This is a genomic window from Falsiroseomonas tokyonensis, from assembly GCF_019024325.1.
GTDB lineage: Bacteria > Pseudomonadota > Alphaproteobacteria > Acetobacterales > Acetobacteraceae > Falsiroseomonas > Falsiroseomonas tokyonensis.
In genome coordinates this window covers 762,031-775,353 of sequence record NZ_JAFNJS010000002.1, presented here as the reverse complement: position 1 = coordinate 775,353, position 13,323 = coordinate 762,031, and the positions used below count along the sequence as shown (strand labels likewise).

At 72.5% G+C, this 13,323-nt stretch carries 12 protein-coding genes; 8 read left to right on the top strand and 4 right to left on the bottom strand.

Translation table 11 applies throughout. The features are described 5' to 3' along the window. Together ggt and J3S20_RS09845 are read left to right on the top strand one after the other, a co-directional pair. Window positions 1–1,608, top strand: coding sequence for a gamma-glutamyltransferase (gene ggt, locus J3S20_RS09850; RefSeq protein WP_246602527.1), 1,608 nt, complete (start codon window positions 1–3; stop codon window positions 1,606–1,608). A 37-nt stretch (window positions 1,609–1,645) separates the two neighbouring features. After that, window positions 1,646–2,122, top strand: coding sequence for a CreA family protein (locus J3S20_RS09845; protein WP_216836252.1), 477 nt, complete (start codon window positions 1,646–1,648; stop codon window positions 2,120–2,122). On the opposite strand, the gene J3S20_RS09840 is transcribed toward J3S20_RS09845, so the two are convergent. The 3 genes from J3S20_RS09840 to J3S20_RS09830 all read right to left on the bottom strand — a co-directional run bounded on the left by J3S20_RS09840 (window position 2,123) and on the right by J3S20_RS09830 (window position 5,777). Then, window positions 2,123–3,442 (bottom strand): hypothetical protein, encoded by a 1,320-nt coding sequence (locus J3S20_RS09840; RefSeq protein WP_216836251.1) that lies wholly within the window; start codon window positions 3,440–3,442, stop codon window positions 2,123–2,125. It abuts the gene before it with no gap. A 155-nt stretch (window positions 3,443–3,597) separates the two neighbouring features. Further along, window positions 3,598–4,800, bottom strand: coding sequence for a mandelate racemase/muconate lactonizing enzyme family protein (locus J3S20_RS09835; protein WP_216836250.1), 1,203 nt, complete (start codon window positions 4,798–4,800; stop codon window positions 3,598–3,600). Continuing rightward, complete coding sequence (locus J3S20_RS09830; protein ID WP_216836249.1) at window positions 4,797–5,777, bottom strand: Bug family tripartite tricarboxylate transporter substrate binding protein; 981 nt, start codon at window positions 5,775–5,777, stop codon at window positions 4,797–4,799. The genes J3S20_RS09835 and J3S20_RS09830 overlap by 4 nt, the downstream gene beginning before the upstream one ends. 133 nt (window positions 5,778–5,910) lie before the next feature. On the opposite strand from J3S20_RS09830, the gene J3S20_RS09825 reads away from it, so the two are divergent. The 6 genes from J3S20_RS09825 to lexA all read left to right on the top strand — a co-directional run bounded on the left by J3S20_RS09825 (window position 5,911) and on the right by lexA (window position 10,877). Further along, on the top strand, window positions 5,911–6,498 hold the full coding sequence (locus J3S20_RS09825; RefSeq protein ID WP_216836248.1) for an anthranilate synthase component II: 588 nt from the start codon (window positions 5,911–5,913) through the stop codon (window positions 6,496–6,498). After that, entirely contained in the window at window positions 6,495–7,526 is a 1,032-nt protein-coding gene (gene trpD, locus J3S20_RS09820; RefSeq protein WP_216836247.1) for an anthranilate phosphoribosyltransferase, read from the top strand. The genes J3S20_RS09825 and trpD overlap by 4 nt, the downstream gene beginning before the upstream one ends. Continuing rightward, a complete protein-coding gene (trpC, locus tag J3S20_RS09815; protein WP_216836246.1) occupies window positions 7,523–8,338 on the top strand; it encodes an indole-3-glycerol phosphate synthase TrpC in 816 nt (271 codons plus the stop codon). Before trpD ends, trpC begins: the two co-directional genes overlap by 4 nt. After that, window positions 8,338–8,808 (top strand): cyclic pyranopterin monophosphate synthase MoaC, encoded by a 471-nt coding sequence (gene moaC / locus J3S20_RS09810; protein ID WP_281419468.1) that lies wholly within the window; start codon window positions 8,338–8,340, stop codon window positions 8,806–8,808. Before trpC ends, moaC begins: the two co-directional genes overlap by 1 nt. After that, a complete protein-coding gene (locus J3S20_RS09805; RefSeq protein WP_216836245.1) occupies window positions 8,808–10,013 on the top strand; it encodes a molybdopterin molybdotransferase MoeA in 1,206 nt (401 codons plus the stop codon). Before moaC ends, J3S20_RS09805 begins: the two co-directional genes overlap by 1 nt. Before the next feature lie 138 nt (window positions 10,014–10,151). After that, window positions 10,152–10,877 (top strand): transcriptional repressor LexA, encoded by a 726-nt coding sequence (gene lexA / locus J3S20_RS09800; RefSeq protein ID WP_216836244.1) that lies wholly within the window; start codon window positions 10,152–10,154, stop codon window positions 10,875–10,877. A gap of 194 nt (window positions 10,878–11,071) precedes the next feature. Here the strand turns inward: lexA and J3S20_RS09795 are convergent, their stop codons facing one another. Continuing rightward, window positions 11,072–13,255 carry a ComEC/Rec2 family competence protein gene (locus J3S20_RS09795; RefSeq protein WP_216836243.1) on the bottom strand — a complete coding sequence of 728 codons (2,184 nt, stop codon included), beginning with the start codon at window positions 13,253–13,255 and terminating at the stop codon, window positions 11,072–11,074. Between the last annotated feature and the right edge of the window lie 68 nt (window positions 13,256–13,323).

Sequence of the window (13,323 nt, the reverse complement as noted above, 5' to 3'; positions counted from 1 at the left end):
ATGGCGGCCACCGCCAATCCCCATGCCAGCGAGGCGGCGCGCCAGGTGTTGCGGGAGGGCGGCGGCGCGCTGGATGCGGCGATCGCCGCCGCGGTGATGCTGACGCTGACGGAGCCGCAGGCGAGTGGCATCGGCGGCGGCGCCCTGCTGCTGCAGTATGACGGCGAGAGCCAGTCCATCGCCGCCTGGGATGGGCGGGAGACGGCGCCCGCCGCTGCCACGCCACAGCTCTTCCTGAACCCGGATGGCACGCCCATGCGCTTCGCCCAGGCCATGGAGGGCGGCCGCAGCGTCGGCGTGCCCGGCCTGCTGCGGACGCTGGAAGCCGCACACCGGGAGACCGGCCGCCTGCCCTGGGCCCGGCTGATGGCACCCACCATCGCCCTGGCCGAGCGGGGTTTTGCCGTTTCCCCGCGCATGGCGGCCGCCATCGCCGCCAATGCGGACTCGCTGCGGCGCGACCCTGGCGCGCGGGCCTACTTCTTCACGCCCAATGGCGAGCCCCTGCCCGCCGGCCATCTGCTGCGCAACCCAGCGCTCGCCACGACGCTGCGCCAGGTGGCGCAGCAGGGCGCCGATGCGCTGCATCGAGGCACGCTGGCCGAGACCATCGCCGACGCCGTGCGAAACCACGCCAATCCGGGCGGCATGACGCCGGCGGACCTGGCCGGCTATGCGCCCGCGCTCCGCCCGGCCGTCTGCGCCCCGTACCGCGCCTTCCGCATCTGCGGGTTCGGCCCGCCGAGCTCCGGCGGCGTCGCGGTGGGACAGATCCTCGGCCTGCTGGAGCATTTCGACCTGCGCGGCCTGGACCCGCTGGGGGCCGATGCGGCGCATCTGCTGGGCGAGGCCGGGCGGCTCGCCTTCGCCGATCGCAACCTGTACCTCGCCGATCCGGATTTCGTCCGGGTGCCGGTGGCCGGCCTGCTGGAAGCGCCCTACCTCACCAGCCGCGCCCAGCTGATCGACCGCGACCGCGCCATGGCCCCGCCCCGCCCGGGCAATCCACGCTGGCGCGAGGCCGGGCTGGCACCGCAGCCCGCTGAATACGGCAGCGGCACCAGCCATATCTCCGTCGTCGATGGTTTCGGCGATGCCGTCTCCATGACCGCCACCATCGAAGCCGTGATGGGCAGCCGGATTTTTGTGGGTGGCTTCCTGCTGAACAACGAGCTGACGGATTTCAGCTTCGTGCCGGAGGTCGATGGCCGCCCCGTCGCGAACCGCGTCGAGCCCGGCAAGCGCCCGCGCTCCTCCATGTCGCCCAGCATCGTGCTGGATGGCGGCGGGCGCCCCGTGCTGCTGGTCGGCTCCGCCGGCGGCGCCCGCATCATCGGTCATGTGGCACAAAGCCTCGTCGCGATGCTGGACTGGGAGATGTCGCCCGAGGCCGCGCTGGCCCTGCCCCGCATCGGCGTGGTCGGCCCGGCGGGGATGGAGCTGGAGGCCGGCACGCCCGCCGCCGCCCTCGCCCCGGCGCTGGAGGCGCGCGGCCATCGCGTGGATGTGCGGGAGATCAATTCCGGCCTGACCGCGATCCGGATCACGCCCCAGGGTATCTGGGGTGCTGCCGACCCGCGGCGCGACGGCGTCGCGCTTGGCGACTAGAACGACCTACCCCCTCGGCCCTCGAAGGATCCGCACCATGCTCCGCCTCTCCGCCTGCCTGCTGCTGGCCGCCACCTTCGCCTGGAGCCCCGCCGGGGCCGAGGAGACCAAGGAAATCGGCCATGTGAACACCGCCATCACCAATCTCGGCCTGACCCGTAGCCACCGCGTGGTGGTGGAGCGGTTCACCGATCCCGAGGTGCGCGGCGTCTCCTGCTACATCAGCCAGGCGCGCACCGGCGGCCTCTCCGGCATGCTGGGCGTGGCAGAGGACCCAGCCCGCTTCGCGCTGACCTGCACCGCGACCGGCCCGGTGGAGATCCAGGCCGGCGCGCGCCGCGGCGACCGCGGCGAGGTGGTCTTCGAAAGCAGCACCAGCCTGTTCTTCAAGGAAACCCGCGTGCACCGCTTCGTGGATGAGGAGCGCAATGCGGTGGTCTACCTGGCCTGGAGCACCCGGCTGATCGACGGCTCGCCCTACAATGCCGTGGCCGTGGTGCCCGTCCACCAATAGCTAAGGCCAGCAGCGGGCCATCGCCGCCGGCTGGATTTCCCGCATCACCGGCGCCTCGATCAGCGGCGCCAACTCCGGCTCCGGCCAGGGCACCACGTAGTGCGACCAGTCGGTGGCGTCGAAGACGGACTGGGCCGCGGCCTCCGGCAGCGAACAGTCGCGGCTGGAAGGCCAGGCCGGGCGGGTGAGGATCGAGGCCTCCAGCCCCTGCCCCAGCGCCGCCACCAGCAGCAGCCCGGCCAGCAGCCCGCGCCGCCAGCCCCCCGCCTGCTGCAGCGCCGCACCCGCCGCCACAGCGAGGATGGCGAGCGGTGCGATGCCGGTGCGCATCGTCATCTCATTGCCCGGCCCGAAGACATAGAGCGGCAGCATCGCCAGCAGGACCAGCCCGGCCGCCAGCAGGCGAGATCGGACCAGCAGCAGCACGGCCAGCGCCACCAGCCCGAATTCCACGCCGAGGAACAGCGCCAGCCGCGGCAGCACCGCCAGGCCATGCTCCGCCAGCAGCCAGCCATGCGGAATGGCGCCGGACCCTGCGGCCAGGAACCAGGCCAGCGGCACCGCCAGCAGCAGGCCGAGCCAGTTCACCGGCCCGATCAGCGCCGCGCGCCACAACCCGCCGGAGAGCGCGGCCACCCCCGTCATCAGCCCCGCCCCCAGCGCGCCGAGCGGCGACCAGGCCGCCCCGGCCGCCAGCGGCAGCGCCGCCACCGCCAGGAATCGCGCCTGCCGCGCATGGCGCAGCAGCAGCAGCGCCGGGATCCATGCCGGCAGGGCATGGTTCGGCACCCAGAGCAGCAGCGTGGCATGGCCGGAATACTGGAAGATGCGCGCCCACCACTCGCCGCCGCGCTGCCAGTAGCTCAGCAGCCCCTCGCCCTCGGTCAGGTCGAGAAAGACATTCGGCAGCAGGTCCAGCCCGCCGAAGGTGAGGAAGACCAGCACCAGCCAGCGCGCCCGCAGTCCCGCCTGCCGGGCCAGCGCCATCAGCAGCGACAGCACCAGGGCCAGGCCCAGCGCCGTCCAGGCAAACAGCGCCGCCTCCGCCACCGCCAGCCCGCCGACCCGCCCGGCCAGCGCCGCCGGCATGTAGTAGCCCAGCGGCGCGCGCAGCAGCCGCACCACATCCCCCACCACATAGCCGACCGGCCAGGGCCCGGTGGCGAGGTCGTGCAGCACCGCGTCGCGGATTTGCCAATCCACCGCGGCATAGAGCAGGTGATGCGCGCCGCTGCTGCCGAACCCCCAGGCGAGGCCGCCTGCCAGGCAGGCCAGAGTCGCCGCGCCGGAAAGCGGCCAGCCGCCGCGCCAGCCCGGCATCAGCGCGAAGCCGACCAGGCCGATCGCCAGGAACCCCGCCCACCAGGGGGAGGCAAAGAAGCCGCCGCCAAAGATCAGCGCCGGCGCCAGCAGATAGGCCGTGCAGGCCAGCAGCAGCCGGTCCGGCGCCGCCCCGCCCAGGGCGGCGTCGAGGTTCAGCTGCGGCTTTCGCGGATGTTCGCGCGCTTGCGTGTATCCGGCTGTAGCTTCGTCCCCAGGCCCGGGCCCTGCATCGGCAGGCAGAAGCCGCGCTCCAGCCGGGGCAGTTCCGTCACCAGATCGCGGTACCAGGTGGCCAGCGTCGCGCGCACCACCTCCTGGAGGATCGCCGTCGCCGCGTGCAGGGCGAAGTGCAGGCTGGCGACCAGGGTCACCGGCCCCGTGCAATCGTGCGGGGCCACCGGGCGGGCCCAGGCCTCCGCCAGCGCCGCGATCTTCCGCGCTTCCGTCAGGCCGCCGCACCAGGTCAGGTCCACCATCACCACATCGGTGGCCCCTGCCACCAGCAGGTCCCGGAACGCCACCTTGCCGCCCAGGGTTTCGCTGGCGCAGATCGGCATGCCCGGCACGGCACGGCGCAGCTCCACCAGGGCCGCCGTGTCGTCCATCTTGCCGATCGGGTCCTCCACCCAGAAGGGCTTGATGGGGGCCAGCGCCTGGCAGATGCGGGTGGCGGCGGGCAGGGAGAAGATGGAGTGCAGCTCCGCCATCACCTCCATCCGGTCACCGACCGCGCGGCGGATTTTTTCGAAAGGCTCCATGCCTTTCTTCAGATCCTCCAGGTTCATCACTTGGCCGCCGGAGGCGGGGGCATAGACGTCGAAGGGCCAGATCTTCATCGCCGTAAAACCCTCCTCCAGCAGGGAATGCGCCAGTTCGTCGGCGCGCTGCATGAAGGCGACCTGGTCGTCATAGGGGCCGATGGCGGCCTCCCCGGCCCGGATATCCCGGCGGTCCTTGGCCGAATTGTAGTCGTAGCCGGCGCAGGTGTTGTAGGCGCGGATGCGGTCCCGGCTCAGCCCGCCCAGCGCCTCATGCACCGGCACGCCGAGCCGCTGGCCCATCAGGTCCCAGAGCGCGATGTCGACCGCCGAGGCCGCGCGCATCTCGGCCGAGGAGGCACCGAAGCCGACATAGGGCGTCATCAGGTGCCGGTGGATGCGCTCGATATTTCGGGAATCCATGCCGAGCAGGTAGGGCGCGACCAGCTCGTGGATCTGGCCCTCCACGGCGGCCGCCCCGCGAAAGCTCTCGCCGAGGCCGGTCAGGCCCTCCGCCGTCTCGATCTCGACCCACAGGATATTGGCGCGTTCGGGCACGCGCAGGGTGCGGACGCAGGTGATGGTGGAGGGTGTCATTCGGCGCGGATTCCCTGGCGGCGGACCACATCGGCCCAGCGGGCGACTTCCGCCCGCACATGCGTGCCCATCGCCTCCGGCGTGCCGCCCAGCGGCGCCACGGCGAGCTCCGCCATGCGGGAGCGGACGCGGGGGTCGGAGAGGGCCTGGTTGAAGGCGGCGTTCAGCGCGGCGATGGCGGCAGGCGGCGTACGCGCCGGCGCCATGAAGCCGAACCAGCTGTCGATCGCCATGCCCGGTACACCCTGTTCAGCAAAGGTCGGTACCTCAGGCAGCTCCGGCAGCCGCGCCTCACTGACCGCCGCCAGGCCCCGCACCGTGCCGGCGCGGATATGCGGCAGGATGGAGGGGAGGTTGTCGAAGAAGACGTCGATCCGCCCGCCGACCAGGTCCGTGATGGCGGGGCCGGAGCCGCGATAGGGCACATGCACCATCTCGATCCCCGTCACCGCGCGCAGCAGCTCCGGCCCCAGGTGGTTCGAGGCGCCGACGCCGGAGGAGCCGAAGCTGATGCCGCCGCGCTGACTGCGGGCGAGCGCCAGGAATTCCTGGACGTTCCGCGCCGGCAGGTCGCGCCGCACCGCCATCACGTTGCGCACCGCGCCGGTCAGGATCACCGGGGCGAAGTCGGCCAGAACGTCGTAGCCGGCATTGGCGTAGAGCGCCGGATTGGCGCCGCAGGGGCCGAAGGCGCATTGCAGCAGCAGCGTGCCATCCGCCGGGCCGCGCGCCACCTCCACCGTGCCGATATTGCCGCCGGCGCCGGCCTTGTTCTCCACCACCGCGCCGCGGGGCAGATGGGCGGCAGCGGCCTCGGCCAGCACGCGGGCGACGATGTCGCTGGTGCCGCCGGGTGCGAAGGGGACGAGGATGCGGATGGGACGATCCGGCAGATCCGCCGCCAGCGCGCCGCCGGCCCAGATCAGGGTCGCGCCGAGCATCGGCAGCACCCTGCGCATGACATCCGCGATGAGCATGTTTCCTCCGCCAACCTTGCTGGTTGCTGCGGGCAGGCTACGCCCCGTCCCGCGGCCCGCGGAACCCCGTCACGCGCCGGCGAGGTGGCTGTGGCTTGATTCCCCCGCGTTCCGGGACAAAAGTCAGGCCATCATGATCCTTCTGATCGACAACTACGACAGTTTTACGTTCAATCTCTACCACTTCCTCGGTGATCTTGGGGCGGCGGTTGAGGTTCGGCGCAATGATTCCCTCTCGGTGCAGGCCGCCATGGAGCTGCGGCCGGAGGCGATCGTGCTTTCGCCCGGCCCCTGCACGCCGAACGAGGCCGGCATCTGCCTCGACCTGATCGGCGCGGCCGCGGAGGCGCGGCTGCCGCTGCTCGGCGTCTGCCTCGGCCACCAGGCGATCGGGCAGGCCTTTGGCGGCAAGGTGGTGCGGGCGCCGGAGCCGGTGCATGGCAAGGTCTGGGACGTGACCCATGGCGGCACGGACATTTTCGCCGGCGTGCCCTCCCCCTTCCGCGCCACGCGCTACCATTCCCTGGTGGTGGAGGACCTGCCGGAGACGCTGATCCCCACTGCCCGCACGGCGGACGGCCTGGTGATGGGCCTGGCGCATCGCGACCTGCCCATCTGGGGCGTCCAGTTCCACCCCGAGAGCATCGCCTCCGAACACGGCCACGACCTGCTCCGCAACTTCCTCGCCCTGGCCACGCGCCGCAACAGCGTCCCCGCATGAAGAATATCCTGGCGCGCTTGGCCGCCGGCGAAAAGCTGGCGGAGAGCGAGGCGGAGGTCGCCTTCGGCATGATCATGGCCGGTGAGGCGACGCCGGCGCAGATTGCCGGCCTGCTGATGGCCATGCGGGTGCGCGGCGAGACGGTGGCGGAGATGACCGGCGCCGTGCGGGCCATGCGGGCGCGGATGGTAGCCGTGGACGTGCCGCCCGATGCCATGGATATCGTCGGCACCGGGGGCGATGCCGCCGGCACGTTGAACATCTCGACGGCCGCGGCGCTGGTGGTGGCCGGCTGCGGCGTGAAGGTGGCGAAGCACGGCAATCGCGCGCTCTCCTCCCGCTCCGGCGCCGCGGATGCGCTGTCCGCTCTCGGCATCCCGGTGATGGAAACGCCGCTGGAGGCGCTGCCGCGGGTGCTGGAGGAGGCCGGCATGGTCTTCCTGATGGCGCCCCGCCACCACGCCGCGCTGCGCCACGCCGCCGGCCCGCGGGTCGAGCTCGGCACACGCACCATCTTCAACCTGCTCGGCCCCATGGCCAGCCCGGCGCGGGTGACGCGGCAAATGACCGGCGTCTTCGCCCCCGAATGGCTGCGCCCGATGGCCGAGACGCTGGCCCGGCTGGGGACGCAGCGCGCCTGGCTGGTGCATGGCATGGGCCTCGATGAGCTGACGCTGGCCGGTCCCTCCCAGGTGGTGGAGCTGCGCGACGGGCGCTTTCGCGAGTTTGAGGTCGCGCCCGAACAGGCCGGCCTGGCCCGCGCCCCGGCCTCGGCGCTGAAGGGCGGGGATCCGGCCGAAAATGCGGCGGCGCTGCAGGCGCTGCTGGAAGGCGCGCCCGGCGCCTATCGCGATTGCGTGCTGCTGAATGCCGCCGCCGCCCTTGTCGTGGCGGGCCGGGTGGACGACATCCGCGCCGGCGTGCCTCTCGCAGCCGCATCCATCGACAGTGGCGCGGCGTTGAACGTGCTGAACCGGCTGCGCGCCAGCGCCGCCGTGCCCCCCTCTCCCGAGCACCCTCCCCGATGAACGTCTCCGCCCCCGTCCTGTCCGATACGCTGGCCCGCATCCTCGCCGACAAATACGAGGAGGTGCGGGAGCGTTCCGCCGCCATGCCGCTGGCCGAGATCGAAAGCCAGGCCCGCCACGCCAGCCCACCGCGCGACTTCACCGGCGCGCTTTGCGCCGCCGTGGCGGAAGGCCGGGTCGGGCTGATCGCCGAGATCAAGCGCGCCTCCCCCTCCGGCGGCCTGATCCGCGAGCCCTTCGAGCCAGCCGAGTTGGCCCGCGCCTATGAGGCCGCCGGCGCCGCCTGCCTCTCCGTGCTGACCGACGCTCCCTGGTTCCAGGGCGACCTCGGCCACATGGTGCAGGCCCGCGCCGCCTGTTCGCTGCCGGTGCTGCGCAAGGACTTCATGGTGCATCCCTGGCAGGTCTTCGAGGCCCGGGCCATGGGTGCGGACGCCATCCTGCTGATCCTGGCGGCTCTGTCGGACGAGCAGGCGCAGGAGCTGGAGGATATCGCCCGGTCGCTGGACATGGCGGTGCTGGCGGAGGTGCACGACCAGCGGGAGCTGGACCGTGCGCTGGGGCTGGAGACGCGGCTGATCGGGGTGAACAACCGCAACCTCAAGACCTTGGTGACCGATCTTGGCACCTCGGATGAGCTGATTCCGCTGATCCCCGCGGACCGCATCCCGGTCGGCGAGAGTGGCATCCGCACGCCGGACGACGTGCGCCGCATGTGCCGCGCCGGCGCCCGCTGCCTGCTGGTGGGCGAGCACCTGCTGCGCCAGCCGGATGTGGAAGTGGCGGCGCGCGAGCTGATCAACGCCATCTGATGGCGCTGACCCATTTCGACGCGGCCGGCGCGGCCGCCATGGTCGATGTCTCGGACAAGGCCGAGACCCATCGCGTGGCGGTGGCGCGCGGGCGTATCGTCATGGCGCCGGAGACGCTGGCACTGATCCGGCAAGGGGAGGTCGGCAAGGGCGACGTGCTCGGCATCGCGCGCATCGCCGGCATCATGGCCGCCAAGAAGACCAGCGACCTGATCCCCCTCTGCCACCCGCTGGCGCTCACCAAGGTGACGGTGGACCTGACCATCGCCGAGCCCGATGCGGTGGAGATCGAAGCCCTGGCCAAGGTCACCGGCCAGACGGGCGTGGAGATGGAGGCGCTGACGGCGGTGACGGTCGCGGCCCTCACCATTTACGACATGTGCAAGGCCGCCGACCGGGGCATGCGGATCGAGGCGGTGCGGCTGGTGCATAAATCCGGCGGAAAATCGGGCACTTACAAGGCGACCTGATGATCCCGCTGGAAGACGCCCGCGCCCGCATCCTGGATGCCCTCCGCCCCACGGCGGCGGAGACGGTGCCGCTGGCGGAGGGGTGGAACCGGGTGCTGGCGCTGCCCGTGGTGGCCCGGCTGACCCAGCCGCCGGCCGATGTCTCCGCCATGGATGGCTATGCGGTGCGCACGGCGGATGCGGTGCTGGGCGCGCGGCTGGCACTGGCCGGGGCGGCGCCGGCAGGCCACCCCTATGCGGGCCAGGTCGGCCCTGGCCAGGCCGTGCGCATTTTCACGGGCGGCTTCGTGCCGGAGGGCGCGGACGGGATCCTGCTGCAGGAGGATGCGGACCAGGCCGATGGCGTCGTGACGGTGCGGGAAGCCGTGACCGCAAACCGCTGGATCCGCCGCCGCGGCCTGGATTTCTCGGCCGGCGAGACCCTGCTGCCGGCCGGGCGACGCCTCTCCGCGCGTGACATCGGCCTGGCCGCGGCGGCAAACCACCCCTGGCTGGCCGTGCATCGCCGGCCGCGCATCGGCATCCTGGCCACCGGCGACGAGATCGCCCTGCCCGGCGAGCCCATCCCCCCCGGCGGCATCGTCAGTTCCAATGCCCATGCCCTGGCCGCCCTGGTCCGCGCCGGCGGCGGAGACCCGCTGGTGCTGCCGATCGTCGCCGATGATCGGGACGCCATCGCCGCCGCGGCCGCCGCGGCACGGGGCTGCGACCTGCTGGTCACCACCGGCGGCGCCAGCGTCGGCGAGCACGACCTGATCCAGGCGGCGCTGGGCGAACATGGATTTTCCCTCGACTTCTGGAAGATCGCCATGCGGCCGGGCAAGCCGTTGATCTGGGGGCGGCTCGGCGCCACGCCGGTACTGGGGCTGCCGGGTAACCCGGTCTCGGCGCTCGTCTGCGGCGTGCAGTTCCTGCTGCCGGCGCTGTCCGTCCTTTCCGGCCTGCCCGCCGCACCGCCGCCGACCATGCTGGTGCGGGCCGGTGCGCCTCTGCCGGCCAATGACCGCCGATTCGACCATCTGCGCGCGACTCTGCACATCGATTCGGCTGGGCATCATGTCGCCACGCCGTTTCCGCAGCAGGACAGCTCCATGCTCGCCACCCTGGCGCGGGCGGAGGCGCTGATTCTGAGGCCAGCCCTGGCCCCGGCGCTGCCCGAGGGGGCCGAGGTCCAGGCCATCCCGCTCGGCCAATTCGGCATCTGACGCGCCGATCTGCCTGCATTTGCGGCAGACCGTGTGGAAAACATTTGACGCGTCATCCGGAACCTACATAGAACATCCACGCCGGTTGCTTGTTTGTTCGGGGCCATCCGGGCCCGCCCGCCGGTGCTGGAGAATGCCATGCTCACGCGCAAGCAGCACGAACTGCTCATGTTCATCGACAAGCATCTGCGCGCGACGGGCTTTTCCCCCTCCTTCGAGGAAATGAAGGAGGCGCTTCGGCTGAAGTCGAAGTCGGGCATCCATCGGCTGATCACGGCGCTGGAGGAGCGCGGCTTCCTGAAGCGCCGCGCACATCGCGCCCGGGCGCTGGAAGTGGTGCGGCTGCCGGAGAATGTGGCACCGCGCCGTTCGGAAGCCGTGCCTGCCCCGGCGGCCCCCGCCGCGCCGGCCTTCACGCCCAATGTCATCCGCGGCCATTTCGCGCCCGGCCTCGCCGGCGTGCAGAAGGCGGCGAACGAGGCGGGTTCCGTGGCCCTGCCGCTTTACGGCCGCATCGCCGCCGGCCTACCGATCGAGGCGACGCGGGATACCACCATGGTCGATGTGCCCGCGGCCCTGCTGGGCGGGGGCGAGCACTACGCGCTGGAAGTCTCGGGCGATTCGATGATGGAGGCCGGGATCCTGGACGGCGATACCGTCATCATCCGCCGCGGCGACACCGCGGATAACGGGGCCATCGTGGTGGCCCTGGTGGATGACCAGGAAGTGACGCTGAAGCGCCTGCGCCGGCGCGGCAATTCGGTGGCGCTGGAACCCGCGAACCGGGCCTATGAGACCCGCATCTTCGGCCCGGACCGGGTGCGGGTCCAGGGCAGGCTGGTGGGCCTGCTGCGCCGCTACTGAAGAGGGCGGGGCCCCTTCAGTAGGGGTCCCACTCCAGCTTGCGGGCGCTGCGCCAATCCTGCAGGCGCTGCCAGGCCAGGATGGTCATCGCCCCGGTCGCCAGCGCGGCACCGAGCATCAGGGCCATTGTCATGTGCGCTCCTCCTTCGGGCCTCGCTACTCCGTGATCTTCGTCACATATTCCGAAAAAAGTGTTACCGGCTCGGGTCATCAACGGGCGCGAGCGGCAAAGTTTCCACGCGACCAGGTAGGGGCTCCGGCGGGACCCAGGGGCGGTCGCCCCGCCAGGCCCGGTCGCTGAGGCGCCGCGCCGCCGCCTGCCCCAGCCAGGCGGCCTGTGCGCCGTCGCGCCACATGGCGAAGCGGTCGATGCTTTCCCCCGTCGCGCAGCGCGGCCGCAGCGGCTCCAGCGCCACCACCAGCGCCGCCCCGTCGCAGTAGGGCGAGGCATCCAGCGGCGCCGATCGCTGGCCCCGGGCGGGCGGCGGGCCGCGCAGCAGCACCGCCTCCGCCGCATCGGGCCGCGGGCGGAAGCGGCAGGCGGCCGGGGTGCAGGCCAGCGCGCCGCTGGCCAGCGTGCCGGTCTCCGGCAGGGGCCGTGCTTCTGTCGCGCCCATGGCGCGCAGCATATTGTCCCGCACGAAGACGCGGGCGCCGGGCAGGCGGTGCAGATAGACGCCCTCCGCGGTGCGCAGCGCCACGATCCTCGCATCGGCGGAAACCAGCAGGTCCGGCGGCGGGCTGGCCAGCGGCGAGGCCAGCCCCGCCAGGATCAGCGGCAGTCCCCAGGCGCGCAGCCCGCCGCGCCACAGGCCCAGCCAGCAGAAGCCCAGCGTGGCCAATGCCAGGCCCCAGCCGGGCAGCGGCGGCAAGGCGGGCGCGGCGCCCGGCCAGGCGGCGACGGTCCGCGCCACCAGCAGGATCCCCTCCACCCCCCAGCCCATGGCCCAGAGCGGCCATTCCGCCAGGCCGAAGGGCAAAGCCAGCATGGCCAGCAGCGCCGCCGGCATCACCAGCACCGAGGTCAGCGGCACCGCCACGGGATTGGACAGGATGCCAAACAGCTGCAGCCGCCCGAAATGGTGCAGGCCGTAGGGCGCCGTCGCCGTGCCGGCGAGCAGTGAGGTCAGCACCAGGCCGATGCCGAAGATCAGCGCCGGCCGCCACCAGCCGCCCGCGGCGCGCAGCCGCGCAAGCCAGGCGCGCGTGGCCTCATGCCCCGCGATCAGCGCCAGCACGGCGGCGAAGGACATCTGGAAGGAGGGTCCGAGCAGCTCCGCCGGCGCCACCGCCAGCACGCCGGCCGCGGCGATGGCGATGACGCGCGGCGACAGCGCCCGCCGCCCCGTCAGCAGCGCCAGCGTCACCAGCGCCGCCATGCCCAGGCAGCGCTGCATCGGCACCTGGGATCCGGTCAGCAGCATGTAGAAGGCGCCTGCGGCCAGCGACCCCAGCGCCGCCACCGCCTTGCCCGGCACCCGCAGCGCCAGCCAGGGGAGCAGCGCCAGCGCGAGGCGCAGCAGGAAGAAGACCAGCCCCATGACGATGGCCATGTGCAGGCCGGAGACGGAGAGCAGATGCGCCAGCCCCGAATCGCGCATCGCAACCATGGCCGGCGCCGGGATGCCGCTCTGCGTGCCGGTGATCAGCGCCGCGGCCACCGCCCCGGCCGCGCCGGGGATGGCGGCGGTCACCTCCCGCTCCAGCCGGGCGCGGAGGGCGGCGAACCAGGCTCCCTCCCCGCCGCCTTCCAGCCGCTCCGCCACATCCAGGGCGAAGCCGGATCCGCCGAGGCCGGAGAAGAAGGCGGCGCGCTGGAAGTCGTAGCCGCCCGGCACCACCGGTGCGCCAGGCTCCCGCAGCAAGGCGCGCAGGCGCAGACGGTCGCCGGGCTGGGGCTGGATCGGGTCCTCCGCGCGAAGCCGCACCCGGATGTGGCGGTCCAGCGGCGGGCCCTGGCCAAGCCGCACCTCCCGCAGCGTCATGCGGCGGCCTTCCGGCAGGGGCTCCACCTGCGCCACCACGCCTTCCAGGACCACCGCGTTGAAGGGCAGGTGCAGCGGCGCCGGCTGCCGCCCCGCATGCCAGGCGGCCAGGCCCGCGCCGAGCAGCACCGCCCCCGGCAGGGCCGCCGCCCAGCCGACCAGCCACCAGCGCCGCGCCAGAAAGGCGGCGAGGCCCAGCAAGGGCAGCGCGAGCCAGAGCGGCTGCGCGCGCGGCTCCACCGGCTGGTCGAAATACCACAGCACCCCGGCGCCCAGCGCCACCGCCAGCCAGGGGGCGAAACGCCCCTGCTGCCGGGCGAGCATCTCCAGCAGCCAGTCGCCGATCCTTGCGACCGCCCCCTGCCGTTCAACAGGGTGAAGGGCGATGGACATTCAACCCATGGTGGATGACTTCATGGTCGGTCGCAATGAGGAGTCGCCGCCTGGGTTTCGGCCTTTCG

What these genes read in the sequence shown, in the direction of transcription:
- J3S20_RS09805 (WP_216836245.1), top strand. Translation starts at nt 8,808, where the DNA reads ATGATCCCGCTGGAAGACGCCCGCGCCCGCATCCTGGATGCCCTCCGC.
- J3S20_RS09795 (WP_216836243.1), bottom strand. Translation starts at nt 13,255, where the DNA reads ATGTCCATCGCCCTTCACCCTGTTGAACGGCAGGGGGCGGTCGCAAGG.
- trpD (WP_216836247.1), top strand. Translation starts at nt 6,495, where the DNA reads ATGAAGAATATCCTGGCGCGCTTGGCCGCCGGCGAAAAGCTGGCGGAG.
- lexA (WP_216836244.1), top strand. Translation starts at nt 10,152, where the DNA reads ATGCTCACGCGCAAGCAGCACGAACTGCTCATGTTCATCGACAAGCAT.
- J3S20_RS09845 (WP_216836252.1), top strand. Translation starts at nt 1,646, where the DNA reads ATGCTCCGCCTCTCCGCCTGCCTGCTGCTGGCCGCCACCTTCGCCTGG.
- moaC (WP_281419468.1), top strand. Translation starts at nt 8,338, where the DNA reads ATGGCGCTGACCCATTTCGACGCGGCCGGCGCGGCCGCCATGGTCGAT.
- J3S20_RS09825 (WP_216836248.1), top strand. Translation starts at nt 5,911, where the DNA reads ATGATCCTTCTGATCGACAACTACGACAGTTTTACGTTCAATCTCTAC.
- ggt (WP_246602527.1), top strand. Translation starts at nt 1, where the DNA reads ATGGCGGCCACCGCCAATCCCCATGCCAGCGAGGCGGCGCGCCAGGTG.
- J3S20_RS09840 (WP_216836251.1), bottom strand. Translation starts at nt 3,442, where the DNA reads ATGCCGGGCTGGCGCGGCGGCTGGCCGCTTTCCGGCGCGGCGACTCTG.
- J3S20_RS09835 (WP_216836250.1), bottom strand. Translation starts at nt 4,800, where the DNA reads ATGACACCCTCCACCATCACCTGCGTCCGCACCCTGCGCGTGCCCGAA.
- J3S20_RS09830 (WP_216836249.1), bottom strand. Translation starts at nt 5,777, where the DNA reads ATGCTCATCGCGGATGTCATGCGCAGGGTGCTGCCGATGCTCGGCGCG.
- trpC (WP_216836246.1), top strand. Translation starts at nt 7,523, where the DNA reads ATGAACGTCTCCGCCCCCGTCCTGTCCGATACGCTGGCCCGCATCCTC.